This window comes from Desulfovibrio sp. JY (assembly GCA_021730285.1).
Taxonomy (GTDB): domain Bacteria; phylum Desulfobacterota; class Desulfovibrionia; order Desulfovibrionales; family Desulfovibrionaceae; genus Solidesulfovibrio.
Map to the genome: position 1 here is coordinate 2,720,930 of CP082962.1, position 24,872 is coordinate 2,745,801.

The 24,872-nt window shown below is 67.7% G+C and carries 20 protein-coding genes; 3 read left to right on the forward strand and 17 right to left on the reverse strand.

The features are described from left to right. Positions 1–3: 3 nt before the first annotated feature. The 5 genes from larE to K9F62_12155 form a co-directional block, all read right to left on the reverse strand. Positions 4–825, reverse strand: a complete 822-nt coding sequence (gene larE, locus K9F62_12135) for an ATP-dependent sacrificial sulfur transferase LarE (protein ID UJX39478.1) — start codon at positions 823–825, stop codon at positions 4–6. A gap of 1 nt (position 826) precedes the next feature. Continuing rightward, complete coding sequence (gene larC, locus K9F62_12140) at positions 827–2,101, reverse strand: nickel pincer cofactor biosynthesis protein LarC (protein UJX39479.1); 1,275 nt, start codon at positions 2,099–2,101, stop codon at positions 827–829. Positions 2,102–2,294: 193 nt separating this feature from the next. Continuing rightward, positions 2,295–3,074 carry an SDR family oxidoreductase gene (locus K9F62_12145; GenBank protein ID UJX39480.1) on the reverse strand — a complete coding sequence of 260 codons (780 nt, stop codon included), beginning with the start codon at positions 3,072–3,074 and terminating at the stop codon, positions 2,295–2,297. Between the two features lie 36 nt (positions 3,075–3,110). Then, complete coding sequence (locus tag K9F62_12150) at positions 3,111–4,331, reverse strand: aldo/keto reductase (GenBank protein UJX39481.1); 1,221 nt, start codon at positions 4,329–4,331, stop codon at positions 3,111–3,113. A 161-nt stretch (positions 4,332–4,492) separates the two neighbouring features. Beyond that, entirely contained in the window at positions 4,493–5,707 is a 1,215-nt protein-coding gene (locus tag K9F62_12155) for an MFS transporter (protein UJX39482.1), read from the reverse strand. A 204-nt stretch (positions 5,708–5,911) separates the two neighbouring features. On the opposite strand from K9F62_12155, the gene K9F62_12160 reads away from it, so the two are divergent. Further along, complete coding sequence (locus K9F62_12160; GenBank protein UJX39483.1) at positions 5,912–6,601, forward strand: serine/threonine protein phosphatase; 690 nt, start codon at positions 5,912–5,914, stop codon at positions 6,599–6,601. 261 nt (positions 6,602–6,862) lie between these two features. Here K9F62_12160 and K9F62_12165 read toward each other — a convergent pair whose 3' ends face one another. The 11 genes from K9F62_12165 to K9F62_12215 are packed head-to-tail and all read right to left on the reverse strand — an operon-like array spanning position 6,863 to position 21,241. Continuing rightward, positions 6,863–7,243, reverse strand: a complete 381-nt coding sequence (locus K9F62_12165; protein UJX39484.1) for a response regulator — start codon at positions 7,241–7,243, stop codon at positions 6,863–6,865. Further along, entirely contained in the window at positions 7,224–8,642 is a 1,419-nt protein-coding gene (locus K9F62_12170) for a HAMP domain-containing protein (protein UJX39485.1), read from the reverse strand. The genes K9F62_12165 and K9F62_12170 overlap by 20 nt, the downstream gene beginning before the upstream one ends. After that, the gene (locus K9F62_12175) at positions 8,639–9,688 is read right to left on the reverse strand and encodes a DUF202 domain-containing protein (protein ID UJX39486.1); all 1,050 of its coding nucleotides are present in this window, start codon (positions 9,686–9,688) and stop codon (positions 8,639–8,641) included. Before K9F62_12175 ends, K9F62_12170 begins: the two co-directional genes overlap by 4 nt. Further along, positions 9,678–11,186: a hypothetical protein gene (locus K9F62_12180; GenBank protein UJX39487.1), complete on the reverse strand. Its 1,509-nt coding sequence runs from the start codon at positions 11,184–11,186 to the stop codon at positions 9,678–9,680. The genes K9F62_12175 and K9F62_12180 overlap by 11 nt, the downstream gene beginning before the upstream one ends. A gap of 10 nt (positions 11,187–11,196) precedes the next feature. Beyond that, the gene (locus tag K9F62_12185) at positions 11,197–13,776 is read right to left on the reverse strand and encodes a pyruvate, phosphate dikinase (GenBank protein ID UJX43195.1); all 2,580 of its coding nucleotides are present in this window, start codon (positions 13,774–13,776) and stop codon (positions 11,197–11,199) included. Next, positions 13,776–16,100 carry a pyruvate, phosphate dikinase gene (locus K9F62_12190; protein UJX39488.1) on the reverse strand — a complete coding sequence of 775 codons (2,325 nt, stop codon included), beginning with the start codon at positions 16,098–16,100 and terminating at the stop codon, positions 13,776–13,778. Before K9F62_12190 ends, K9F62_12185 begins: the two co-directional genes overlap by 1 nt. Next, positions 16,090–16,506, reverse strand: a complete 417-nt coding sequence (locus tag K9F62_12195) for a response regulator (GenBank protein UJX39489.1) — start codon at positions 16,504–16,506, stop codon at positions 16,090–16,092. Before K9F62_12195 ends, K9F62_12190 begins: the two co-directional genes overlap by 11 nt. Further along, positions 16,503–19,079 carry a pyruvate, water dikinase gene (locus K9F62_12200; protein ID UJX39490.1) on the reverse strand — a complete coding sequence of 859 codons (2,577 nt, stop codon included), beginning with the start codon at positions 19,077–19,079 and terminating at the stop codon, positions 16,503–16,505. The genes K9F62_12195 and K9F62_12200 overlap by 4 nt, the downstream gene beginning before the upstream one ends. 32 nt (positions 19,080–19,111) lie before the next feature. Further along, a complete protein-coding gene (locus K9F62_12205; protein UJX39491.1) occupies positions 19,112–19,864 on the reverse strand; it encodes a TIGR02186 family protein in 753 nt (250 codons plus the stop codon). A 1-nt stretch (position 19,865) separates the two neighbouring features. Then, complete coding sequence (locus K9F62_12210; protein ID UJX39492.1) at positions 19,866–20,804, reverse strand: sulfite exporter TauE/SafE family protein; 939 nt, start codon at positions 20,802–20,804, stop codon at positions 19,866–19,868. Next, on the reverse strand, positions 20,801–21,241 hold the full coding sequence (locus K9F62_12215; GenBank protein ID UJX39493.1) for a universal stress protein: 441 nt from the start codon (positions 21,239–21,241) through the stop codon (positions 20,801–20,803). Before K9F62_12215 ends, K9F62_12210 begins: the two co-directional genes overlap by 4 nt. Before the next feature lie 329 nt (positions 21,242–21,570). On the opposite strand from K9F62_12215, the gene K9F62_12220 reads away from it, so the two are divergent. Both K9F62_12220 and K9F62_12225 read left to right on the forward strand, forming a co-directional pair. Beyond that, complete coding sequence (locus tag K9F62_12220; protein ID UJX39494.1) at positions 21,571–23,013, forward strand: HAMP domain-containing histidine kinase; 1,443 nt, start codon at positions 21,571–21,573, stop codon at positions 23,011–23,013. Beyond that, entirely contained in the window at positions 23,010–24,353 is a 1,344-nt protein-coding gene (locus tag K9F62_12225; protein UJX39495.1) for a sigma-54 dependent transcriptional regulator, read from the forward strand. The genes K9F62_12220 and K9F62_12225 overlap by 4 nt, the downstream gene beginning before the upstream one ends. A gap of 64 nt (positions 24,354–24,417) precedes the next feature. Here K9F62_12225 and K9F62_12230 read toward each other — a convergent pair whose 3' ends face one another. Beyond that, the gene (locus tag K9F62_12230; protein UJX39496.1) at positions 24,418–24,870 is read right to left on the reverse strand and encodes a YaiI/YqxD family protein; all 453 of its coding nucleotides are present in this window, start codon (positions 24,868–24,870) and stop codon (positions 24,418–24,420) included. Positions 24,871–24,872: the final 2 nt, after the last annotated feature.

A 24,872-nucleotide genomic window follows, 5' to 3' on the forward strand; every position in this document is an offset into this window, starting at 1 on the left:
GCTTCAGGACGTTTTCGGGTCCTGGTTCGGTTGTGCGTTGAGGCTGCCCATGCGGTAGCCGGAAAGATCCACGGTCACGTAACGGTAGCCAAGGTGTTTGAATGTGCCGTCCACGTCGTGGGCGGCGCTTGCGGCGACGAGGGCGGCGACGTGGTCCGGGGCCACCTCGATGCGGGCCAGTTCGCCGTGGCTGCGAAGCCGTGCCTCGGGGAAGCCGATGCTTCGCAGAAACTCCTCGCCCCCTGCGATGCGCGCCAGTTCCGCTTCGGTGACGGTCACGCCGTGGGGAATGCGGGTGAGCAGGCAGGCTCCGGCCGGCCTGTCCCAGCCGGGCAGGCCCAGTTCCTGGGACAGCCGCCGGATATCGGCCTTGGCCAGCCCGGCGGCAAGCAGCGGGCTTATGATGCCGAGTTCGCAAACGGCCCGCAGGCCCGGCCGGTGATCGCCCAGGTCGTCGGCGTTGGTGCCGTCGAAAACGCTGCCCAGGCCCGACGCGGCGGCCCTGTCCACAAGGTGGCCGAAGAGCAGCCGCTTGCAGGTGTAGCAACGGTCGGGCGGATTGTCGCGTAGGGCCTCGGGAAAGGGGATGTCCAGGATTTCGTGCCCCACGCCCATGTCCCGGGCCGCCTGGCTTGCTGCCGCGACATCGTGGGGAGGGGTGTAGGGCGTGCGCAACGTCACGGCCAGGACCGCCTCCGGGGACAGCGCGTCCAGGGCCGCCCGCAGGACCAGCAGGCTGTCCACGCCCCCGGAAAAGGCCACGAGTGCCGTCCCGTAGGGTCGCATGACCGCCAGCAGCTGGTCGTAGTCGTTTCTGTCCGCCATCTTACGCGTCCTTGTCCCGGCAGCGGTCGACCACGGCGTAGACTTCGGCCAGGGGTATGCCGTGTTTTTGGGCCAGGGCGCGACAGTCCTCGAATTCCGGCTTGGACCGCAGCACCGTGCCGTCGAGCAGGGCGTTTTTGAGGCGCACCGGCCCAAGCGGCGTGGACAGCGTGGTGAAGGTCGTGGCCAGGAAGGTTTTTTCGAGCGGCAGGCTTTTGATGCCAAGGGTCGTGGTATGGCGGAAAAGCAGCTCCTTGAAGCGGTCTTCGTCTTCGGCCGCGCACAGCAGCGACAGGCAGGTGGCCGGGCGGTTTTTCTTCATGAGAATGGGCGTGAAGTGCACGTCCATGGCCCCGGCGGCCATGAGCGTCTCCATGACCGCGCCGAGGAGCTCGGCGGTCATGTCGTCGATGTTGCACTGGAGAAGCCTGGCTTCGGACACGGACCAGTCGGCGGCTACGGCCTCGGCCAGGTGCACGCGCAACAGGTTCGGCAGTTCCGTCACCCGGTGGCCGACGCCGTAGCCGGTTTTGGCCACGGTCATTTGGGGCGAGGGCGTGAACCGGTCGGCCAGGGTGGCCACGATGGCCGCGCCTGTTGGGGTGGCGGTTTCTTCCCGCACGGCTCCCCGGGTGGTGGGGATGCCGGCCGTTATTTCCACCGTGGCCGGGGCGGGTACGGGAATCAGGCCATGGGCGCAGCGGACAAATCCGCCGCCGAGTTCCACCGGCGAGGCCCAGACCGCGTCCACGCCAAGGGCGTGGAAACAGATGGCCGCGCCCACGATGTCGACGATGGAGTCCACGGCCCCGATCTCGTGGAAATGGACTTCCTCGACAGGCTTGCCGTGCACCTTGGCCTCGGCGGCGGCGATGCGGCCAAAGATGGCCAGACTGGTGCGCCTGACGTCCTCGTCCAGGCCGCTGGCCTCGATGATGGCCTCGATGGCGGCCAGATTGCGCTGGCCGTGATCGTGATGGTGCTCGTGCCCATGGTCATGGTGGTGATGTCCATGCTCGTGGTCATGATCATGGGCGTGATGTCCATGCGGGTGGTCGTGGTCCGCCGGCTGTTGCCCGGCCAGGACCACATCCACGCGGGTGCCGGTGATGCCGTTTCGGGCGTCGCGGGTCACGCGCAGGGAAAATTCCGTATCGAGCCCGAGCTTGGACAGCTCGGCGCGCAGGAAATCGGGATCGACGCCCAGGTCGATCATGGCGGCCAGGTTCATGTCGCCGCTGATGCCGGCCTGGCAGTCGTAGTAGAGGATACGCATGGTGGTATTCCTGGTGTTACTGAAAAACAATTCGTATGCTTGTGTAGTGTTCACTTTCAAAAGATGAATATTTCCATGTAACGCCCGGAAAGGCAAAAAGTTTAGGAAGGGGAGAGCGCGAGAGGGGAGAACCCTTTTCTTAAAGGGTTTCCCCTCTCGCATTTCCTCCTCTCCTCTCCTCTTCCCTTACTCCCTATGGATACATCGCGCCGGTGGGGCGGATCATGATTTCGTTGACGTGGACGTGCTGGGGCAGGGTCAAAAGCCAGCGGATGCCTTCGGCGAGGTCTTCGGGTTCGAGCAGCTTGCCCATCTTTTCGGCGAACTTGGCGAAGTCGTCGCTATAGCCGGCCACCTTCTGGAAGCCGGAAAGGACCACGCCCGGCATGACGGTGGTGACGCGCACGCCGGCGGAGCAGATCTCCCGGCGCAGCGCCTCGGCCATGCCCGAGACGGCGAACTTGCTTGAACCGTAAAAGCCGCTGACGGGCGAGATGTTGCGCCCGACCACGGAGCTGACCACCACGATGTCGCCCGTGCCGCGCTCCTTGAGATAGGTCCCGGCCCGGCGCATGAGATGGGCCGCGCCAAGGACGTTGATCTTGTAGAGCGCTTCCCACTGGGACTCGTCGCTGGTGAGCAGGCTGCCGGCCAGTCCCCGGCCGGCGTTGACCACCACGATGTCGTATTTGCCGCCGCTTTCGTCCCAGGCCAGGGCGGCCGCGAGCAGCTTTTCGATGCCCTCCACGGAACCGGCGTCCCCGGCTACGGCAAGCGCCTTGCCGCCGGCCTTGGCGATCTCGGCGGCCAGGGCATCGAGTTCCTCGCGGCGCCTGGCCGCCAGCACCACGCTTGCTCCCTCGCCGGCCAGGGCCAGAGCCGTCGCCCGGCCGATGCCGGAGCTGGCCCCGGTCACGATGGCGGTTTTGCCGGCAAGCAGCATGGGACGCTTCATCGGGCTTTCGTATGGCATGAGGCAACCTCCTTCGGACGGTTGTTCCGAATAGCGCTAAACGTTGGTCAGCCCCTCGTGGGCACGCACCTTGAAGAGTTTGAGCGCCATGGCCTTGCGCTCTTCGACGCGGTCGTCCTCCATCTCGGCGGCCACCTTTTCCAGGGTCTCCGGGATGGGCAGGTGCTGGGGACATTTTTCCTTGCACTCGCCGCAGGCCACGCACTGGGAGGCGAATCCCGGGTCGCTTGCGCCGATGACGCCGCTGACGCTGACCACATACTGGAACTTCGAGCCTTCGACATCCCCGAACATGTGCAGCTTGTTGTAGGCGTCGAGGCACTTGGGAATCTGCACCCCGGCCGGGCAGGGCATGCAGTAGCCGCAGCCCGTGCAGCCGATCTGCATCAGTTCCTTGTACGTGGCCCCGGCCCGGTCGATCATCTCCAGTTCGGCGACGCTCAAGGCCCCGGCCGTGGCCGTGTCGGCGATGGCCAGGTTTTGCGCGACCTGCTCCTCGTCGTTCATGCCGGAGAGCACCACCGTCACCTCGGGATGGTTCCATACCCAGCGCAGCGCCCATTCCACGGGCGGCCGTTTGGTTGCCGCCTCGTCCCAGATGGCGGCCACGGCCGGCGGGGCGGGCTGGGCCAGGCTGCCGCCGCGAAGCGGTTCCATGATGACGACCCCCAGGCCCTTCCCCGACGCGTACTGGAGGCCTTCGGTGCCGGCCTGGAACTGCTGGTCCAGGTAGTTATATTGGATCTGGCAGAAATCCCAGTCATAGGCGTCCACGATGCGCTTGAAATCCGGCAGCCAGCCGTGAAACGAGAAGCCGGCGTTTTTGATGCGTCCGTCGGCCTTGGCCGCGTCCAGGAATTCCCGCACGCCCTTGGCCGCCACGCTGTCCCACAGGTCGCCGTCCAGGGCATGGACGAGGTAGTAGTCGATGTGGTCCGTTTGGAGGCGGGTAAGCTGGGCGTCCAGGTAATGGTCCATGTCCTCGCGCTTTTCGATCATCCACGACGGCAGCTTGGTGGCGAGTTTGACTTTTGCGCGGTAGCCGCCTTGCAAGGCGCGACCCACGAAGGGCTCGCTCGCCCCGCCGTGGTACGGCCAGGCCGTGTCCACGTAGTTGACGCCGGCGTCGATGGCGTTTCGGACCTGGCCGATGGCCCGGGCCTCGTCGATTTTGCCATCGACCATGGGCAGGCGCATGCAGCCGAAGCCAAGGATGGACAGCTTGTCCCCGTTTTTGGGCATTTTCCTGTACAGCATGCTTTTTTCTCCTTTCACCGCCTGCGGCAACGCGGGACATCGCGTCCCGGCCGATGGCGGCAGCATGGAATCAATACTCGAGCCGGCAGCGTGAAAGAACGCCTATTTCTACTCTTTTTTTGCCTGATTCTTTCATGCTCGCCAGAAACGTCATGGGATCATCAGGCTTTTCCGGACCGGCGGCCGCCAAAAGCCTCGATGCCGAGAGCGGCCAGGGCGCAGCCCGCGCAAAGAAGCGACAGGCCCCGCCAGCCGAAGCGGGCAAAAGCATGGGCCCCGACGGCCGAACCCAGCGCGCCCATGGCGAACATCACGGTCATAAACACCGTGTTGAGCCGGCTTCTGGCCGTGGCGTCCAGGGCGTAGACCCGGGACTGGTTGGAAATCATGGCCGCCTGCACGCCGATGTCCATGAGCACGATGCCGCCGAGCAGCGCGGCCCAGGAGGCGGGAAAAAAGGCGAAAAGGAGAAATGAGGCCGCAACCGCCCCGGCCCCGCCGATGATGATTTTCCCCTGACCGCCGCCCAATTTGTCCGAAACCCAGCCGGCCAGGGGTGCGGCCAGGATGCCGGCCATGCCGAGGAGCCCCAGCAGTCCGGCCACGGCGCTGCCCTGGAGAAAGGGCGGCTGCTCCAGATACAGGGCCACGTCGGCCCAGAAGGCGATAAACGCGGCGAAGATCAGCCCCTGGGTCAACCCGGCCCGGCGCAGCACGGCATGGGCGCGGAAGAGTCCGAGCAGCGACAACAGCGTTTTCCGGTAGCTCAGGGGCGAGGTCGGCTCAGACCGGGGCAGGCGTATGGCCAGAAGCGCGGCCATGCCCAGGCAGGCGAAGGCGGCCAGGGCGAACATGGCCCGCCAGCTCACGTATTCCGATACCACGCCGCTTATGGTCCGGGCGAGCAGAATGCCCGAGAGCAGGCCGGCCATGACCACGCCCACCACCCGGCCGCGCTGGCGCTCCGGGGCCAGATGGGCGGCCATGGGCACCACCTGCTGGGCGACTGTCGAAAGGACTCCCAGGCACAGGCTGGCCGCGATCAGGACGGCCAGGCTCGGCGCTGCCGCCGCCCAGGCCAGGGACGCGGCCAGCCCCAGCGTGGTGATGACGATGAGCCGTCGTCGCTCGAAACAGTCGCCAAGCGAGGCCAGAAAGAGCAGCCCGACGGCATAGCCCACCTGGGTCAGCACGGCCACGGAGGCCACCTGCTCGGGACCCACGCCGAATTCCCGGGCCAGGATGCCGAGCATGGGCTGGTTGTAGTAGATGTTGGCCACGAACAGCCCGGCCGCCGCAGCCATGAGCAGCACCGTATTTCTGCCCAGCTCCGGGGCCAAAGCGTGGCCGGCGTTTTTTCCCACAGTCTTGGTCATTGTCCCTCCTATCGGCCAAACCGGTCGACCATTGCACTATAAGCATCGGATGTGGGGGGAAACATGTCCATTTCTGTAAAGAAGTTGCCCAATCCTGCCGCTGTCGGCATCCACTCGGGGCGAAGGGGGGCATTTGCCGTCCGGGTCGCAAGTGCTTACAGGTCGCGTGGGCGCGAAACCGTCGCGCCGGGAGGACCCCCACGCATGGGTGAAGGAAACGACATGCCGCCGGCCGATGACGCGCGGCTTATCGCCGTGGGCGATATCCACGGCCAGGCCGACGCGCTGCGCCGGCTTCTCGACGACCTGCCGTACCGGCCGGGTACGGATCGTCTTATTTTTCTAGGCGATTACATCAACCGGGGACCGGACACCCGGGGCGTGCTGGATCTGCTGACCGATATCGCCCGGCAGGACCCCGGCGCGATTTTTTGCCTGGGCAACCACGAGGAAACCCTGCTGCGCTACGCCGACGAGGGCGAACCCGAGGACCTGCGGCTCCTTCGCGGACTCGGCATCGAAACCACCCTGCGCTGCTACGGCGATCCGCCGGCGGCGTCGCTTGTCGGCCTTTCCTTCCTGCCGCCCGAACACCAGGCGTTTCTGCGCGCGCTCGTGCCCTACGCGCGCATCGGCGACACGCTCTTCGTCCACGCCGGGCTGCCCGGCGGGCTGCCGCCCGAGGAATGCCCCACCGACTGCATGCTCTCGGTGCGGGGCGCGTTTCTGACCGGCCCCCTGCCGCGCGGCCTGACCGTGGTCTTCGGCCATACCACCGCCCGCACCCCCCTCGTCGCACCGGGCAAGATCGGCCTGGACACCGGCGCCGCCTGGGGCCGCGCACTCACCGCCTGCATCCTGCCCGACATGGAACTCCGCCACGTGTTTATTTGAGTGTGCCTCCGGCGGCCAGGAGGGGCGTTGCCCCTCCTGGACCACCCCACCGAGGGGCCATGGGCCCCCCGGACCCCCCTTCCTCCGAGGTTCGTTTTCCCCGACGGCAAGCCGTCGGGGAAAACGAACCTCGGGAAAAAGGGAGGGACGAGAGGAACCTCGCTGCAGCATGCGAAGCCCGTGAAGAGTTTTTTGGGAGGGTGGGGGGCCGGGGGAGGGGACCTTTTTTTGCAAAAAAAGGTCCCCTCCCCCGGTTCCTCCCTAGGCCAACGGACGGCCCAGGGCGCGTTGGATGGATTCGATGAGGTCTTTGATCTTGAAGGGCTTGGGGAAGAAGTCGTGGACCTGTCCCCGGAAGGCTTCGATGGCGGTATCGAGGTGGGCGAAGGCGGTGATCATGATGACCTGGATGTCGGGGTAGAGGCTTTTGACGGTCTTGAGCAGTTCCATGCCGTCCATGCCTTTCATTTTGAAGTCCGTGACGACCAGGTCGAAGGGCGTTTCCTCGAGCCTGGCCAGGGCGGGGGCGGCGGACAGGAACGTCTCCACCACGCAGCCGTGCTTGGTCAGGTGGATGCGCAGCATGTCGCCGACCACTTTCTCGTCGTCGATAACCATGATTCTAGGCGGTTGTGCTTGCATGGGATTCCTCCGTGGGGATCAGGGCCGGCAGGTCGATGAAGCAGGTGGTGCCGGCGCCGACCGTGCTTTCCACCCGCAGCCGTCCCTGATGGTTTTTGACGATGCCGTAGCTGACCGAGAGCCCGAGCCCGGTACCTTCGGTACCTTTGGTGCTGAAGAACGGATCGAAGATATGGGGCAGGATGTCGGGTGGGATGCCCTTGCCGGTATCGGACACCACGATGCGGGCCGTGCCGTCGTCGGCGCGCGTGGCGATGCGCAGGCTGCCGCCCGGGCTCATGGACTGGATGGCGTTGGTGATGCAGTTGATGAGCACCTGGTGCATTTGCGACACGTCGGCCTTGACCATGGGCGCGTCCGGGGCGAGGTCGAGGCGCAGGTCGATGTTGGAGACGTGGAGCATGTTGCGCACGAGCGGCAGCGTGCCCTGCACGAGGTCGTTGAGGCATATCTGGCGCATGCTGGCCGTCTTGGGCTTGGAGAAGTCGAGCAGGTTGGTGACGATGCCGTGGATGCGGCCGCATTCCTCCTGGATCTGGCGCATCATGTCCTTGCGGTCGGCCGGGGACAGGTCCTCGTCCATGGTCTCGAAGGTCTCGGCCATCATGGAGATGTTGTTGACAGGGTTGGTGATCTCGTGGGCCACGCCGGCGGTCAGGGTGCCGAGGGAGGCGAGTTTTTTCGATTGCAGGATCTCGGCCTCGCGGGAGCTCAGGCGCTGCGACATGCTGTTGACGGCCCGGATGACCGAGGCGAGCTCGTCCTTGCTGTGGGGCTCTTCGATGCTTTCGAACTTGCCTTCGGCGATGGCCCCGGCCAGCCGCTCGACCTTGGCCAGGGAGAGCAGCACCTTGCGGAAAAGGAGCGGCGCGGCCAGCACGGCGGTGCAGACCACGGCGGCCAGGGACACGGTCATGGTGCGCCGGGACAGGGCGATGATCTCGCTCACCTGCTCCCGTTCGCGGCTGACCAGGGCTGTGGAGAATTCCCGCAGGGCCCGGCCGGCCTCGCGCATGGACTGCTCCGATTCCGGGCCGGCGTTGCCGCTGGCGGCGGCCGTGTCCACGGCGGCAGCGTAGGCGTCCAGGCGGCGGCGCAGGGCCAGGTAATTGGCCTCGCCGGCCCCGCGCACGATGCGGTCGCGCGATCTGGCCAGGGTGTCGCGGGTCTCCTCGATCTTGCTCGCGATCTCCCGAAGCGCGCCCTTGTCCTTGAAGAGAAACAGGTTTTTTTCCGAAAGCCGCATCTCCAGGAAATCGGCGTTGAGGTCGTCCTGGACTTCCACGAAGCGCAGCTTGTCCACCACCCGGTTCATGTCGTTTTGGGCCAGCAGGGCCAAGACGAGGATGAGCGCGAGGCTGACGCAACTGCCGACGATCAGCTTGGTCTTGATCTTCATGCCGCGTCCCCTTCCGGGTCCATGCACCGGGGCGTGCGCACCGGCTCCTTGCGCACGGGCCAATACCAGAGCAGGCCATCGACGATCATGGCCACGCCGGCGACGACGAGCAGCCAGTCCACGATGGACAGGGCGCTGGTCCCGAAATAGCGCAAAAGTCCGAGCCCGAGGCCCAGGATGGCCACGCCGGTGCGGATGAAGGCCAGGCCGGTGCGGGCCCGGGCGGCGATGGTGCGGTAGCAGGCGCAGACCGTACGCTGGGCGGCCAGGACGTTGCGCTCCCGGGCCAGATGGATGCGTTCCGGCGCGCCGGAGGCGATTTCGAGGATGGTGGCGTGGTTTTCGAGCATGTCGCCGAGGCGCGCCAGCATGGTGTGCTTGGACACCGGACGCGGCCTGCCGGGCTCCTCGATAAAGTGGTATTCCTCCAGGAACTGGAGCGCGGCGGCCGAGACCTCGACCAGGGTCTGGATGCCGGGCAGGCGGTGCCGCGACAGGCGCAGGCCCAGGTAGGCCCGTACGGCAAAGGCGGCCAGGGTCAGGCCGACGGCCAGCCCGGCGGCGTCGAGGGCCGTCTGCCAGGGCGTTTTGGCCGAGCGCAAAAGCGTGTTGCCAAGGGCCGTGAGCCCGAGGCCGAAGCGCATGACGTTAAGCCAGGTGCGGCCCGTGGCCATGTCCGTGCGCCAGCAGGCCAGGCGCGTGCGCCAGTGGGCCATGGTGTTGCGCCAGTAGGCCAGATTGGTGCGCACGACGCCGACCGGCGCGCCGGTCACGGACGGGGCGAAATCGGCGGCCAGCCGGCGCAGGTCGAGCGGCGCGGCCGGCACGAAGCGCAGGGCGTATTCGGGAAAGGCGCCGGCGGCCTCCGCGCGCAGGGCGGCGTTGTCCGGGAGGAGAGCGGCCACGACCACGGTTTGGCCGTCGCAAAGGGCGACCGGCAGCCAGTCGGCCCTGGCGAAGGTTTCGGCCGGGACCCGGGCCAGAAGTTCCGCCGGAATGCGCAGGCGTTCGTCGAAAACGAGGGGGGTGGCGGCATCAGGCGGCATTGTCCCCTCCCAACCCGGCGCTGGCCCGGCCCCAGGTCTCTTCGGGCATGGTGTAGTCCGGTACGGCCAGTTCGAAGTCCGCCGTGCACACGTCCGTGGCTTGCCTGGCCCGTCTGGCCGCGAGGTAGGCGCGCAGGCCGTCGGTAAGCAGCACGATGCCGCCGGCAATCAGTACGAGGTTGAACACGGTCCAGCCGGTCGAACCCGTGCCGAACCAGGCGAGCAGGCCCAGGCCGACGGCCACGGCGTTGTTGCCGGTGCGAATAAGCGACAGACCGGTGCGGCCCCGGGCCATCTGGGTGCGCAGCCTTGCCAGGACGTTTCGTTCCTCGGCCAGGGTGGTGCGCTCAAGCGCCAGTCCGGTGGTTCCGAGCACGCCCGGCGCGGCGTCCGGCCAGGAGGGCGGGGGCGTGTCCGGGCCCGGGGGCGGGGCGGCCTCGGGCGACGCCATGGTGCGGGGGCTCGGGCAGGCTTCGGCACGGCAGACGGCGGCCTGGCACATGCGCCCGGCCCGTCTGGCCGGCAGATACCAGGACAGCCCTTCCAGGGCCATGACCGTGCCCACGGCGATAAGGCCGAAGCTGGCCACGTCCCAGGAACCGTGGTGAAACTGGCGGATCATGGCGATGCCGACGCCGGAGACGCCGATGCCGGTGCGCCCGAGGGCCAGACCGGTGCGGGAGCAGGCCATGACCGAACGCAGTTCGGCGAGCGTCGTGCGCTCCAGGGCCAGGCTCGTGCGATCCATGGCTAAAAAACGGCGTCGGGCCGTGGGGGACAAAAGCGCCCAGGCGGTCCGCAGCGCCCTGGCCCCGGGCACGGCCGGCAGCCAGCGGAAGCACGGCCAGAGCGGATCGGCGGCGACGGCCAGAACGCCGGTGTTGCCAAGGGCCGGATCGGGCAGGGGCACGGGATCGGGCTGGCCGCGATGGGAGGCGCGCCGGGCCGGCAGGTACCAGATGATGCCGTCGATAATGAAGAAAATGCCGGCGCAAAGGACGATGGCCTCAAGCGGCAAAGTGTAGCCCAGGCCGAGGACCCGCAGCAGCACCAGGACCACGGTCAAAAAGGCGATGCCCGTGCGGAACATGGCCAGCCCGGTGCGGCCCCGGGCCAGGGTGGTGCGAAAGCCGGCCAGAAACGAGCGGCGCGCCGCCAGATAGGTGCGCACCTTGGCCAGGTCCGTTCGGGACGCCTCGGGCGGAAAGCCGGGGCACACGTCCAGGGTGTTGTTGACGATGTGGCGCACGATGGCGGGGTCGACCGCGATCAGGCGCACCTCGGCCACGCCAAGCGCCGCCTTGACGGTGGCCTCCAGGGCGTCGCTTACGCTGGCGGCCCAGATGACGGCCGTGTCGCCGTCGCTTGCGACCGGGGCCCACATTCCTTCCCGCATGGCGGCAAGCGCCCCCCGGCCGCGAAAAGCCTTGGGAACGGCGAAATCCTCGTCCAGACCGGCCGGATCAAAGGTCTCCGGCGTGAAAATCCTGTCGGTCATGGCTCCTCTCTTATGATGCTTCCTGCGCCGGGGCGTCGGCGGGTATGGCGGTTTCCCCGGCCTGGGCCCAAAAGGCGTCGGCCGCCCGGGCCGGGGCGTCATCGTCGGTCATGGCCGCGTCGAGGAGGCGCATGAAGGACAGCAGGCGGCCGAGCAACACGAGTCCCTTGGCGGCGTCGTCGCCGGAGACGTCGGTGAGGCTGGCGGTGACGAGGTCGCCGCGCCTGTCCACGTAAAACCCGGCCGCAGCCAGAATGTCGGCCAGGCAGGTGGCCCGGCGTTCGCGAAGCGGCGTGGCCGCGCCGCCGCCCTTGACGCGCAGCCGCACGTAATTGCCGCGCGTCCTCGGGCCGCACACGGCGTCGATCATGGCGAAATGAAATTCCACCCGGGCGTTGACGTTGACGTAGTCCCGCGCGGCCAGGGCGTAGTTGGGCTCGCCCACGGGCCTTTTGCCGCGCGCGTCGGTGATCCCCCGGCCCATGACCCCGCTAACGTCCCGGCCGTTCGGTCCGGAGGGCGGCGTGGCGTAGGGCGTCGCCCCGGCGTTGAGCCCCTGCCACAAGGCGGCCAGCGGCTGGCTCGTCAGGTCGCCGGCGGTGATGAACCGGCCGGTTGCGTCTTCGCGCACGCCGCCGCCGAGGTCGATGACCATGACCTCGAAGGGCGCGTTGCCGCGCAGGATGCGCACATGGCTGAAGGCTTCGTCGAGGAGCTCGTCCCCGGCCTCGAACAGGGCCAGGATGGCGGCCTCGTGGGCGAAGCGGATGATGTCGTGCAGGCTTTGGCATTCCACGGCCGCGAAGGTGGGGCCGTAGGCGTTGGTGAGGTTTAAGGGCACGGTCAGTTCGCGCACCCTGGCCCGGCCGGGCGTCAGGGCCACGCGCGGGGCCTTGGCCGTTTCCGGGCGCGGCGCGGCCAGGAGTTCCGACAGGTCGCCGATGACGGCGGGCATGGCCGAGACCGACCCGGCCGCGGCGTCCAACACCGCCGGCACGCCGTCCGGAATGGCGGTGATCGCCCCGGTGGCCCGGGTGAGCATGGGCCGGCCCAGTTCCCGGGCCACGGTGGAAAGATGATCGGTGGGGTTGCCCCCGGCCGCGACCACGCCCTGCCAGGACGGGAGCAGCCGGGCCGCCTCGGGCGTGGCCGCCGCCAGCACCGCGATGACCGGGCCGGCAATGGGCGTGTCGAGGTTCTCCGGGCCGCGTACATGCCGGGTGCGGCCCAGGCACCGGCCGGGACAGGCGGCCATGCCGCCATGGAAATATTCGCCGCCGGCGATGTCGGGCGTCGCGCCGCCGGCCTGCCCGGTCAGGCGCACCGGCCGGGACTGGAGCACGCGCAGCTCTCCCGAGGCGGTCACGGCCCATTCCATGTCCTGGGGCGCTCCGGCCAACGCCTCGGAGGCCAGACCCAGCCGGCACAACCGGGCGAGGGTCTCGGGGGAGACGACCGGACGTTCCCGCTCGTCTTCCGGCACGGCCTCGCGGCGCACGCCGCCGGCCGGATCGGGCACGGCCCGGATGGTCTTTGTCGCCGGCCGGGCGAGCACGTCGGCGAGGTCGTCGCGGGAGACGCGGAAAATATCGGTCGGGGCCTCGCCGTCCACGGCCAGGATGCCGAGCCCCGGCACGGCCGAGACCAGCAGGCGCCCGGAGGCGGGGCGCACCGGGTCCAGGGTGAAGAGCACCCCGGCGCCCACGGCCGGCACCATCTCCTGGACGAGCACGGCCATGTCGCAGGCGGCGGCGGGAAGCCCGGCTTGCAGGCGGTAGGCTACGGCCCGCTGGCCGAAGACCCCGGCCATGACCTCGAGAAAGCCGTTCTCCAGGGTATCCGGGGTGAGGTTTAAAACGGTGACGTACTGGCCGGCGAAGGAGTGCTCCAGCATGTCCTCGGTGAGCGCGCTGCTGCGGGCGGCCAGCCTGGCGGAGCCGTTTGCCGCGAGCCGTTCCCCGGCTTGGCGCAGGTCTTCGCGCAACCAATCGGGAAGCGTCGCGTCCATGACGGCCTGGCGCGCCCTTTCGCAGGCGTCGGCCAGTCCCGGGCCTTCGGAACCGGCGGCGTGGAACATTTTGCGGATGCGCCCGTCAAGGCCGGCTTCGCGCAGGAAATCCCGGCAGGCCCTGGCCGTGACCGCGAAGCCGTCCGGCACGGGAAAGCCGTTTTGCTTAAGCAGCGACAGGCTCGCCGCCTTGCCGCCCACGCGCTTGGGGGCAAGGTTGCGGCCGAGCGGCTGGCACGACGGCTGGCGGGCCGTTTCCTCCATGGTCTCGAGCGCAACGCGAAGGGCCTCTTCCAGGCGCAACTGCCGGGCGTAGAGGAGTTGATGCCCGCCGTCGGTCAGGCGGCTGACCCCGTCGACCAGTTCGAAGGTCACGGCCTGCAAGTCTTCCACAAGGCCCGTCAGTTCGGCCGTGGCGGCCCCGGTTTCCAGGGCCGCCTCGACCTTGGCCAACCTATCGAGGGCCCGTTCGTTGTTGGCGAGCAGGATGCGGAAGGTATGGTAGCGCACCTTGAGCGCGTCCAGGGCGGCCCGCCGCCTGGCTTCGCGTCGGTCCTTGAGCGCTCCCCAGGGGGTCCACATCACGCCCCCCTCCCGGCGGCTTCGAAATCGGCTTCCAGCGCGTCCACGTCGCCCGGGCCGGAAAGCCCCACGTCGCGCTGGCGGGTAAAGGCGGTCAGCCGGCCAAGCAGGGTCAGCGCCGCTTCCGCGACCTCGGCCTCGACCATCTTGAGCCGCGCCACCACCAGATCGCCCTCGGCCGAAGCCTTGAAATCGAACCGGGACAGCAGGCGCAGCAAAAAGGCCGCCCGGGCCGCCCGGGCCGTGGCGTGGGCCATGCCGCCCACGAACCGGAAGTAGACGGAATTCTTGTCCGGGTTGTCGCCGCAGTAGGCGTCCACCACGCTGAAATGGTAGCCCAGGCGCAGGCTGATGTTGCAATAGGAGCGGGCGGCGATGGCCAGGTTGCCGCCCCCCTTGCCGGCCATGCCCGTCATGGCGGCCATGGTGCGGTCCATGCCGCCGAGGATCTCGCGCAGCCCCACCCGGGCCGGGGACTGGTCCCACATGCCCGGGGCGACGACGCCGGCCAGGAAGGCGCGAAGCGGCCGGCTGCGCACGGCGTCGATGCCCTCGCCGTCCTCGGCTCCGGAGGCGAGCCCGCCGCCGATGTCGAGCACGCGCAGGAAAAGGGGCACCGGCAAGGGCAGCGGCTTGGCCAACGACTGCGACACCCCGGCGAGGCGCATCTCGGCCAGGGCGGTGACGGCTTTCTCGTGGGAAAAATGGATGAGGTCGTGAAAGGTGCGGCAGCCTTCTTCCGTGAAGTTCGGCGCGTCGGGATCGGTCAGGTTGAGCCCGGCGATGCGGCGCAGAAGCCGCCGCAGGGTCAGGTATTCGGGATCGTCAGGGCTCAGCCCCGCGTCCTGGGCGACGCGTCCGGTGCTGGCTCCCTTGCGCACCTCGCCCATCTCGGCGTCCACGGTGACGACCAGGCCCTCGGGCAGGGCGGCCAGCGCCCCGGGCAGGCCGAAAAGGGCCGGCGTGCGAAATTCGCGGGCCACGGCGGCCAGATGGCCGGCCGCGTCGCCCACCTCGGCCACCATGGCCCCGGCCCGGCGCAGCACCGGGGCCAGGACCGGCGAGGCCGACCGGGTCACGGCCACGGCCCCGAAGGGAAAATCCGCCGGATCGGTGCGGTCGGTGACGTGGATGACCGCGCCGCTGCCGCGTCCCAGGCAGGCGGCCTCGCCGCCGTAAAGGAGCAGCTCGCCTTCGGGACGTGCGGCTTCGCCACAGGACTGGCAGGCGCGCATGGCCACCCGGGTGAAATGAAACGCGCCCCCGGTATCCCGGAAAAAATCGAGGACAAGCGGCCCGCCGAGGAGCCGTTCGGCGGCGAGAGCCAGGCCGGCCAGGGCGGCGGCCGCGTCGAACGGGAGCAGGGCCGTGCCGCGCAGGTGGCCGTTTGGGGCCGGGGACAGGGGCTTTTCGCCGTCGGGCAGGGGCCTGTCCAGGTCCTTTGGGGCAAGGCGCGAGCGGCGCACGGCAAAAGGATGGGCCCGCTCCAGGTAAAAGACATCCGGCGCGTCCGGGTGCTCGGGCGAGGCGACCTCGATGACCAGGAACTCCCCGCCGTCCGGGGCGGTGTCCAGGGTGCGGACAAGGCCGGTCATGACGGCCGGCGTTTCGGCCAGGATCAGGGCCGTGGGCTGCTCCTGCGGCGCGTGCTGCCGTGCCTTTTGCATTTCCCGTGTCAGGGCCGGGATGACGGCTTCGGGGGTGGCCGCGCCGCGCCAGAACCCGAGGCCTTCGCCGGAGGCGGCTTCGACGCGGACCATGACGTCCGCCGGGGCGTCCTTGTCGCCAAAAGCGGCCAGGGCCTGGGTGAGCGCCCGACCCGCCGCGTCGGTCGGACCGGCGTCGTCGAAGGCGGCGGTGGTCAGGGCCACGCCTTGCGGCACGGGCAGGCCCAGGTGGCCGGAAAGTTCGCCCAGGGCCGCCGGGCCGAAGCCGACCTTGGGCCGGTCCTCCAGGCGCAGGCCGGCGAGGTCGCGCACCGTGTCCTCGTCGCCCGCCGGCGGACGCCCGGCCAGGATGTCCTCCACGGCGGCGTTTATGGCCATGTAGCGGTCGTAAAGGGCCACGTGGGCGTTCCCGGTCATGGCGTTCAGGGCATACACGGTCTGGTGGGTCAGTTCCGCCACTTCCCGGGCGGCCTTGTCCAGAAAGCTGCGGTCGAAGATGTATTCGCCGCCGAGCATGCGTTCCATTTCCGCCATCTTGGCCAGGGCGGCGGTGTTGGATTCCAGCAGCGACCGGAACTTGGAGAAAAGCGAGCGCGCGGTGCGGCTCGGGTCCGCCCCGGCCGGTCCGACGGACGGGGGGGCGAATTCAGCCGGCATGACGCGCGCCCGGCAGGGTGGTCTCGAGCCGCCTGACCACGTCCAGGATGTCGGCCAGTTTGAACGGCTTGGCCACGAAATCGAAGGCCCCCTTGTGGAAGGACTCCTTGGCCGTCTCCAGGGTGGCGAAGCCGGTGATGACGATGCAGCCGACGGTTGGCGAGACGGCCTTGACCTTTTCCAGAAAGCCCATGCCGTCGAGGCCGTCCATCTTGAGGTCCGTGATGACGATGTCGGCCGGGGCCTCGGCGAACCGGGCCAGGGCGGCCTCGCTTTCGGTGAAGGTCTCCACGTCGTAGCCGGCCTTCTGGAAGGCGGGTCTCAAGCGTTTGACCACGATGGGCTCGTCGTCGAGGATGAGGATGCGGCGTTTCTTGGCGGTTGCGGCGTCGTTGGCGTCGATCATTTGATATCCTCCATCACCGGTTTGATGGCGGCCAGGAATTCCTCGGCAAAGCAGTGCGCGTCGCCCTCGCGGCTCATGCGCACGTCGAGCTGGCGCGTAAATCCGACCAGGCCGCCGAGCAGGCGCAGTTTGGCCCGCATGGCTTCCTTGTCAAGGGACTTGATGCGGCCGACCACCAGGTCGCCGTGCAGTTCCACCCGGAAATCCGAGCGTTCGAGGATCTTGCCGATGCAGCCCGCGCGCCGGGCCCGCCGGCGGAAATCCGTTACCCCGCCGAGAAAGCGGAAGTACAGGCTGTTGTCGGCCGGCACCTCGCCGACGTAGGCGTCGACGAGCACGAAGTGGTAGCCCAGGTGCAGATTCAGGTTCATGTACTCCCGGGACACCACGGCCAGATTGCGCCCGAGCTTGGCCGTGGCCCCGTCCCGGGGGCCGTAGGTGCGCGTGAGGCTCGCCATGAAGCTGCCCATGTCCACGGACACGGGTTCGGTGCTCCACATGCCGGAGTCGTCGAGTCCCCGCAACAGTTCCGAAAGCGGCAGGGAGGCCAGGGCGGCGGGTTCGATCTCGCCCATGCCGCCGCGGGCCTCACCGTCGAGGTCGATGATGAAGAGGTTTAAGGGCAGGGAGGTCTTGAGCCGGGCGGCCGCGGCGTCGAGCAGGCCCTGGCCGGATTCGCTCAGTTCGATCAGCTCGGCCACGGATTTTTCGTGAATGAACCGCGTGATGTCATGGTAGGTGCGGCAGGAGGCCGGGGCGAAGTCCCGCGAATGGGGATCGACCAGGGCCAGGGGCGTGATCTTCTTGAGCAGCCGGCGCAGCAGCCGGTATTCGTAGGAGTCCTCGTAGACGTCCTCCTCGGTCAGCTCGAAAAAGCGCAGTTCCTTGATGAGCCCCCGGTAGACCACGTTCTGGGTGGCGTCCACGGTGATCTCGTCGCCGGTTTTGAGCAGTTCCGTGGCCACGCCGCAGCCGACGATGGTGGGCACGCGGAATTCCCGGGCCACGGTGGCCATGTGCCCGGCCGGGGAACCGATGTCGGTCAGGATGCCCTGGGCCCGGGACATGATGCGCGAATAGCGCGGCGAGGTGTGGCGCGAGACGAGGATGGCCCCGAAGGGGAAGTCGTCGAGATCCTCCTCGTTCTGGACCACCTGCACCTTGCCCATGGCCACGCCGCGCTGGACCACGTCGCCGCGTCCGGAAAAGACGGCCTCGGCCTGGCTGGTGGCCGCGTCGATGGCCCCGGTGCGCTTTTCCGGCCGGCCGGAAAAGACCAGGGCCCGGCTTTGCAGGATGTAGAGCCGGCCGGCGGCGTCGAAAGTCCATTCCACGTCCTGGGGCCGCTTGAAATATTTTTCCAGGGTCAGCGCCGCTTCGCCAAGCAGGCTCAGGTCCGCTTCGCTCAAGCAGGAAACCCCGGCCAGTTCCTCGGGCACGGGCACGAAATCCGCGCCGCCGCCGGGAGTGAGCACCATCTGCCGGGTCTTTTGGGCAATATCCCGGGAGGTGGCGGCAAAGGGGGAATGGCGCTGGAGCAGGAAGGTGTCGGTCTCGATCTCGCCGCCGACCACGGGCGCGCACTGGCCCCAGGCGGCGCTGACGAAAACGCCTTCCTCTTTTTCGGTCATGGGCGCGTAGGTGTAGAGCGCGCCGCTGACGCGGGAGTCGATCATGACCTGGCAGCCCACGGCCATGACCGCCTCGTGTTCCTTGAATCCCCGGCGGCGGCGGTACAGCCAGGCTTCCGGGGAATAGAGGCTGGCCACGACTTTCTTGAAGGCGGTGTGGATCTCCGTCGGAGCCACGCCGATGACGCTCTCGTACTGGCCGGCGAAGGTGGTCTCGCCGTCCTCGTCCCAGGCGCTGCTGCGAAGGGCCAGTGCCTCGGGCGCGCGGCCGAGCCGTTCGGTGAGTTCGTCCAGGGATGCGGCCAGACTGCGGGCCAGGCCACGGGGAATGCTGGCCGCGAGGATATGGGCGGTGACGGCCCAGGACACGCCCCGGATGTTTTTTTCCTCGTCGAGGTCCAGAAGCTTGGCCTGCTCGCGGATGAATTCCGGCAGATTGTTTTTGGCCATGAAATCGGCGAACGCGCCGGTGGTGACGACAAAGCCGTCGGGCACGGGCAGGGCGAGCCTGTTTTTGAGCTCCCCGAGCATGGCGAACTTGCCGCCCACGGCCTCGCCCATGTCCGCGCGAAGCGCCGACAGGGGCAGGGTGGGGGGGGTGTCCGGGAAGCGGTGCCGGCCGGCGAGCTCGTCCTGCATTTCCTGGCGGATGCGCTCGAAGGCGGCGAAAAGTTCGACGTTTTTGCCCTGGTCGAGGATGGACAGGTCGGAGACGAGCTTGAAGACCTGGTCGGAGAGTTCCTCGCAGGCGGATTCGATGTAGCGGCGGTCGAAGACGTATTCGCCGCCGAGCTTGTCGGCCATGTCGGCCATGAGCGTGAGAATGCGGTTGTTGCGCTCGAGGACGCTCTTGAACTTCTTGAAGAGCACCACGAAGGGAACCGGGGCCTTGCCCCGCCGCCAGAAGCATACCGCGTCGCGGATACCGCTTAACACGCCCATGACCGTTTTGCCTTTCTAGTCGCAGGGCCCGGCTAGTGCGCCCCGCTTTTGGAACCGCTGCACAGCTGGCCGATGATGAAGCCGCCGAGGATGGCGATGATCGAGGCCAGGACGCCGAAAAGCAGCCCATGGTTGAAGGCCATGTTGGCCATGAACGCCGGAATGCCCACGAACGAGGCTGCCACGTCCACCTCGCCGAGCGCCGTCTCGGTCCCGCCGGCGACGGCAAAGGCCTCCACGGCATAGGCGCCGGGGGAAAGCCGGGAAGGCACGTGGAGCACGGCGGTAAACGGCCGCATGCCGTCGGCCTCCGGGCCGAAGGTGACCGTGCCGGCATGGTCCTTATATAGCTTTTCGGCCCGCTGGTAATGCAGGAATTCCTTGATGAGCCCGGCCTTGTCCGGGGACTTGGCCTCCGCGGTGATGCGCTCGGCCAGCCCGGGAATGCCCAGATGGTCCAGGCTTGCTTCCGGCAGGCCGTCCGAGGCGGCGATGAGAAACACCTTGGGCGCGCCGGTGAAGGTCACCTTGTCGAGGTTCATCCACAAGACGCCAAGCGCCTTGCCCTTCTGCTTCATGTGGAAGGTGTCGGGTTCGCCGGACAGGCGCACGGCCACTTGGGCGCCGGCCGGGGCCTTGCCCGTGACCGTCAGGTCGATGCCGTCATAGAGCGCGCCGATGCGGATAGCCGGGGGCGTGACCGCAAGCGCCGGGTCCTCGGCGGCGAAGGCCGAAGCCGGGGCCAGAAGACAACACAAGGTCAGGAGGAGAAGTACGCGCCGCATGCTAGTGTCCTCCAATGGCCGCCAGCAGCACATTGGGGCGGGCCAGCAGTTCGTAGAGCATCTTGAACATGACGATCAGCACGATGCCGGCCAGGTAGACCTTCAGCTGGTCGCCCTGCAGCTTGCGGCCGATGCGGGCGCCGATCTGGGCCCCCAGGGCCGAGCCGATCAGCAGGATGAGCGCCAGGACGAAGTCCACGGTGTGGTTGGTCCAGGCCTGCATGATGGTGACGTTAAGGCAGGTGAAAAGCACCTGAAAGAGGCTCGTGCCCACGACCACGTGCATGGGCATGCGCAGCATGTAGACCATGACCGGAACCATGATGAAGCCGCCGCCGACGCCCATGATGGCGGAGAGCACGCCGACCAGGCTGCCCAAAAACAGGGGCATGATCAGCGACATGCGCACGCCCGAGCGGGGGAATTCCATCTGGAAGGGCAGGCTGGCCATCATCCTGGCGTAGCCGGAGGGCTTTTTGGGCGCGGCCGGCTTTTGCGACGGATTCTTGGCCTTGCGCATGGAGGTGATGGACTCGATGAACATGTAGGAGCCCACGCTGCCGAGCATGAGCACGTAGGTGATGCTGATGAGAAAGTCGGCGTTGCCCATGGCCCGCAGGACCTTGATCAGCTGGACGCCCAGCGTGCCGCCGACGACGCCGCCGATCAGCAGCAGCAGGCCCATCTTGACGTCGACGTTGCCGAGCCGCAGGTGGATGAGCGTGCCCGAGGTGGAGGCGCCCACGATCTGGTTGGAGTCCGAAGCCGCGGCCACGGTGGGCGGAATGCCCATCATCATCAGAAGCGGCGTCATCAGGAAGCCCCCTCCGACGCCGAAGATGCCCGAGAGAAGTCCCACACCCCCACCCAGGCCGAGTACGGCCAGGATGTTCACCGAGTTTCCGGCGATGGGCAGGTACATGGTCATGGGAATGCTCATGTCGCCTTTCCTTTTGGCTGCGTTGCCGTTTCGTCCTTGCGCGGACTGACAAGCTCCACCCGGCACGAAACCCGGTGCAGGATCTGGCGCAGGGACTGTGTTTCCCGCTCCGATTGCCGCCCCTCGGCGTCGGTTGTTTCCGCCACCAGCAGCGTGACCTTGCGGTCCTTGGCGAATCGGATCACCTCATCCTCGAAGATCCCCTCGGCCACGAACCACTCGATGGCGACGCCCTCGGACCGGGCCCGTTCGACGAGCAGGCGCAGCTGCCGCCGCGCCTCCACTTCGGCCAGCGGCGGGGTCGCCTGTCCCTCGGGCGGGGCCGTGACGAAGAGCACGGACACCTTGGCCGGAATGCGCCGGGCCAGGGCAACGGCCCGTCCCAGCGCTCCGAAGGCCCCATGCCGGGGCGTCATGCAAACGAGTATGTGTTCCATGGCGTTTCTCGCCCTCCCTGCAGCAACCTGCGGGCCAACTTTGCTGAAAAAGGACAACATGGCGGGAATGCGGGCATTTCCTCTACGCGGCCGGCAGCGGTCGCCACGGTCGTGTTTCAGATTGGAAGAAACGGCGGACGGCGGGCCGGACTTTGTTCCGAAGTGGAACATGCGGCCCCAGGCGACCGGGACGGGTTCAATGAAATGAGCAGGTTATGTTTGGAATGGGGATTGCTAACCCTGCCCTGGCCGGTCCGTCGGGGTTGGCGGCTTTGCGGGGCGGTCGAAAAAGGGTAGCTTGTCGCTTCCCGGCAACAAGGATTGAGGCCATGCTGCGCACCATCCGTTCCAAAATGATCTTCACTTTCGCGGTGAGTCTGTTCTCCGTGCTGGTTTTGGCCGTCTTTCACCTGGGCAGCCTGTCGGCGCTTCGGGAGCGCTATCTGGTCAGCGAACGGGTCGAGGACCTGCAGAACGACATTCTGGAAGTCCGGCGCTTCGAAAAAAATTTCCTGTTATATCACGATATTTCCAGCTTGCGCGAGGGCCTCGACTACCTCGACGAGGTGGACCGTCTGGCCGGCGGCCTCACCGGCGGCATGGCCCACGAACTGGGTGAAAAGGCCTATCGTGAATTTTTAAACGACCTGGAAGCCTACCGCACGGCCCTGTCCCGGCTGTCGGAGCAGGGCAAGCCCACGCCCGAGGAAACCGAGGCCGTGCGCAACAAGGGCAAGGCCCTCACCGACTTCGCCACCAGGCTCCTTTCGGCCAAGCGGGCCCGCATCCATGAGACCATCCGCCAGTCCCTGGCTTTGCCCTTCGCCTTTGTCGGCGTGTTTCTGGCCGTGACCATCGCCGTGGTGGCGCTCGTTTCCACCCGGGTGCTGCGGCCGCTGGCTCTGTTGCGCGAGACCACGCGCCGGGTGGGCGACGGCGATTTCCGGCCGGTGGCCTTGCGTTCCGATCTGTCCGACGAGATTTCCGGGCTCATGGGGGCGTTTAACCGCATGGCCCACCAGATCGAGGTCAATCAGGAGGATTTGCTCCAGGCCCGCAAGATGGCGGCGCTCGGCACCTTTACCGCCGGCGTGGCCCACGAGCTCAACAACCCGCTCAACAACATCGCGCTGACCGCCGACGCCCTGCGCGAGGATTATGCAGACACCCTCGACGCCGACGGCCGGGAGCTTGTGGACGACATCACGGGGCAGGCCGACCGGGCGGCGGACATCGTGCGCAACCTGCTCGATTTTTCCCGCACCGAGCGACCGCCCTTGGTGCCGCTTTCCCCGGCCGAAGTGGTGCGCTCGAGCCTCAATCTGGTTAAAAACCAGATACAGGCTGCGGGCGTGCGCCTGGAAACGGAGTATGCCCCGGAGCTGCCCCCCATCCGGGGGGATTTGCGCAGCCTCCAGCAGGTGCTGGTCAACATCGTGCAAAACGCCGCCCAGGCCACGCCTCCCGGCGGCGTCGTGCGCGTGGAAACCTGCCTCGGCCGGGACGCCGGCCATATCCGCATCAGCGTGGCCGATACCGGCCCCGGCATCCCCCCGAGCGTGCGGGAGCACATCTTCGAACCGTTTTTCACCACCAAGGGCGTGGGCAAGGGCACGGGCCTGGGGCTGGCCGTGGCCTATTCCCTGGTCAAGCGCCATGGCGGCCGCATCGAGGTCGAGTCCCCGGAGGACGGCGGCGCGGTCTTTACCGTGCGCCTGCCCGTCGCGCCGCCCGCCACGCCCGAAGACGCCCCGGAGCAAGGGACCTCATGAAGCATCGCATCGCCGTGGTGGATGACGAGACCATCGTGTGCAACCGCCTCAGCCGCGCCCTGGCCAAGGACGGCGACGCGGTGGAGGCCTTCACCGAGGGCCGGTCGTTTCTGGCCCGTCAGGCCGAGGACCCGTTCGACCTGGTCTTTCTGGATTTGCGCCTGCCGGACGAGGACGGCATTTCGCTTTTGCCCCGCATCAAGGCGGCCTCGCGCGACACCGAAGTGATCCTCGTGACCGGGTTCGGCTCCATCGAGACGGCGGTGGAGGCGGTCAAGGAGGGGGCGTTCCACTACGTCCAAAAGCCGGTGAAGCTGGCCGAAGTGCGAAGCCTCGCCGGCGCGGCCCTGGAGCGCATCGACCTGCGCCGGGAAAACGCCCGGCTGCGCGAGGCACTGCGCGACGGTTCCGAGGGCAAGGCCATGATCGGCACCTCGCCGGCCATCCGCAAGGTCTTCGCCATGATCGACAAGGTGGCCCCCATCGACTGCAACGTCCTGCTGCTTGGGGCCAGCGGCACGGGCAAGGAGCTGGTGGCACGGGCGCTGCACAGCCAGAGCAAGCGCAGCGACCGCCCGTTCGTGTCGTTTAACTGCGGCGGGTTTACCGACGAACTCATCAGCAGCGAGCTGTTCGGCTACGAGAAGGGGGCCTTTACCGGCGCGACGGCAACCCGCATCGGGCTCTTCGAATCCGCGGCCGGGGGCACGGTCTTTCTCGACGAGATCGGCGAGATGCCCCTTTCCATGCAGGTCAAGCTCCTGCGCGTCATCCAGGAGCGCAAGCTCCTGCGCGTCGGCGGCACCAAGCCCATCGACCTCGACGTGCGCCTCATTGCCGCCACCAACAAGGACCTCAAGCACGAGGCCGCGGTCGGCGCGTTTCGCGAGGACCTGTTTTTTCGCTTAAACGTCGTGACCATCCACCTGCCGCGCCTGGACGAGCGCCGCGACGACATCGCCCCCCTGACCACCCACTTCCTGGAAAAATACAGCCTGGCCTTCCACAAGGCCGTCACCCGGGTCGAGCCCGAGGCCATGCGCATCCTTTGTGCCTACAGCTACCCGGGCAATGTCCGGGAGCTGGAAAACATCGTGGAGCGCGGCGTGGCCCTGGCCGAGGGCGAGACGCTGCGGGTCCAGGACCTGCCCTCGGACCTGCGCCAGCTCTCCTTCGACTCCATCGAGGGCGAGGGGCTCATGTCGCTTGAAGAGATGGAGCGGCGCTACATCATGCGGGTGCTTGAGCGCACGGGCTACAACAAGGGGCTTTCGGCCCAGATTCTGGACGTGCCCCGCACCACGCTGTGGCGCAAGCTCAAGCAGTACGGCCTGGACTAGGGCCGGTTCGCGGCCGACGGCGCGCGCTGCTCGGGGCCTGTCGCGGGGCGGGGAGGCGGGGCGCTCAGTCCCTGGCGTGGGCGGTCAGGAAGATGTCGAGCTGGTTGGCGAATGCCGCCTTGTCGCGGTTGCCGAGCGGCGGGGGGCCCCCGGTGACCACGCCGCTGCTGCGCAAATCATACAGCAGATTCCGCATAGCCAGACGGCCCTGGATGTTGTCCTTGCCGTAGAGCTCCCCTCTGGGGCTCAGGGCGTGGGCGTCTTTTTCGATGACCAGGGCGGCCAGCGGGATATCCGCCGTGATCACCAGATCGCCGGGCGCGACCCGGGCGACGATGGCCGCGTCCACCACGTCGAAGCCCTGGCCCACCCGGATGGCGCTGATGCGGGGCGAGGCCGGCACGGCCAGGGACTTGTTGGCGATAAGAGTCAGCCCGAGGTCCAGGCGTATGGCCGCGCGGAACAGGATTTCCTTGATGGGGGTCGGCAAGGCGTCGGCATCGACATAGATGTGCATGG

What these genes read in the sequence shown, in the direction of transcription:
- larE (UJX39478.1), bottom strand. Translation starts at nt 825, where the DNA reads ATGGCGGACAGAAACGACTACGACCAGCTGCTGGCGGTCATGCGACCC.
- larC (UJX39479.1), bottom strand. Translation starts at nt 2,101, where the DNA reads ATGCGTATCCTCTACTACGACTGCCAGGCCGGCATCAGCGGCGACATG.
- K9F62_12145 (UJX39480.1), bottom strand. Translation starts at nt 3,074, where the DNA reads ATGCCATACGAAAGCCCGATGAAGCGTCCCATGCTGCTTGCCGGCAAA.
- K9F62_12150 (UJX39481.1), bottom strand. Translation starts at nt 4,331, where the DNA reads ATGCTGTACAGGAAAATGCCCAAAAACGGGGACAAGCTGTCCATCCTT.
- K9F62_12155 (UJX39482.1), bottom strand. Translation starts at nt 5,707, where the DNA reads ATGACCAAGACTGTGGGAAAAAACGCCGGCCACGCTTTGGCCCCGGAG.
- K9F62_12160 (UJX39483.1), top strand. Translation starts at nt 5,912, where the DNA reads ATGGGTGAAGGAAACGACATGCCGCCGGCCGATGACGCGCGGCTTATC.
- K9F62_12165 (UJX39484.1), bottom strand. Translation starts at nt 7,243, where the DNA reads ATGCAAGCACAACCGCCTAGAATCATGGTTATCGACGACGAGAAAGTG.
- K9F62_12170 (UJX39485.1), bottom strand. Translation starts at nt 8,642, where the DNA reads ATGAAGATCAAGACCAAGCTGATCGTCGGCAGTTGCGTCAGCCTCGCG.
- K9F62_12175 (UJX39486.1), bottom strand. Translation starts at nt 9,688, where the DNA reads ATGCCGCCTGATGCCGCCACCCCCCTCGTTTTCGACGAACGCCTGCGC.
- K9F62_12180 (UJX39487.1), bottom strand. Translation starts at nt 11,186, where the DNA reads ATGACCGACAGGATTTTCACGCCGGAGACCTTTGATCCGGCCGGTCTG.
- K9F62_12185 (UJX43195.1), bottom strand. Translation starts at nt 13,776, where the DNA reads ATGTGGACCCCCTGGGGAGCGCTCAAGGACCGACGCGAAGCCAGGCGG.
- K9F62_12190 (UJX39488.1), bottom strand. Translation starts at nt 16,100, where the DNA reads ATGCCGGCTGAATTCGCCCCCCCGTCCGTCGGACCGGCCGGGGCGGAC.
- K9F62_12195 (UJX39489.1), bottom strand. Translation starts at nt 16,506, where the DNA reads ATGATCGACGCCAACGACGCCGCAACCGCCAAGAAACGCCGCATCCTC.
- K9F62_12200 (UJX39490.1), bottom strand. Translation starts at nt 19,079, where the DNA reads ATGGGCGTGTTAAGCGGTATCCGCGACGCGGTATGCTTCTGGCGGCGG.
- K9F62_12205 (UJX39491.1), bottom strand. Translation starts at nt 19,864, where the DNA reads ATGCGGCGCGTACTTCTCCTCCTGACCTTGTGTTGTCTTCTGGCCCCG.
- K9F62_12210 (UJX39492.1), bottom strand. Translation starts at nt 20,804, where the DNA reads ATGAGCATTCCCATGACCATGTACCTGCCCATCGCCGGAAACTCGGTG.
- K9F62_12215 (UJX39493.1), bottom strand. Translation starts at nt 21,241, where the DNA reads ATGGAACACATACTCGTTTGCATGACGCCCCGGCATGGGGCCTTCGGA.
- K9F62_12220 (UJX39494.1), top strand. Translation starts at nt 21,571, where the DNA reads ATGCTGCGCACCATCCGTTCCAAAATGATCTTCACTTTCGCGGTGAGT.
- K9F62_12225 (UJX39495.1), top strand. Translation starts at nt 23,010, where the DNA reads ATGAAGCATCGCATCGCCGTGGTGGATGACGAGACCATCGTGTGCAAC.
- K9F62_12230 (UJX39496.1), bottom strand. Translation starts at nt 24,870, where the DNA reads ATGCACATCTATGTCGATGCCGACGCCTTGCCGACCCCCATCAAGGAA.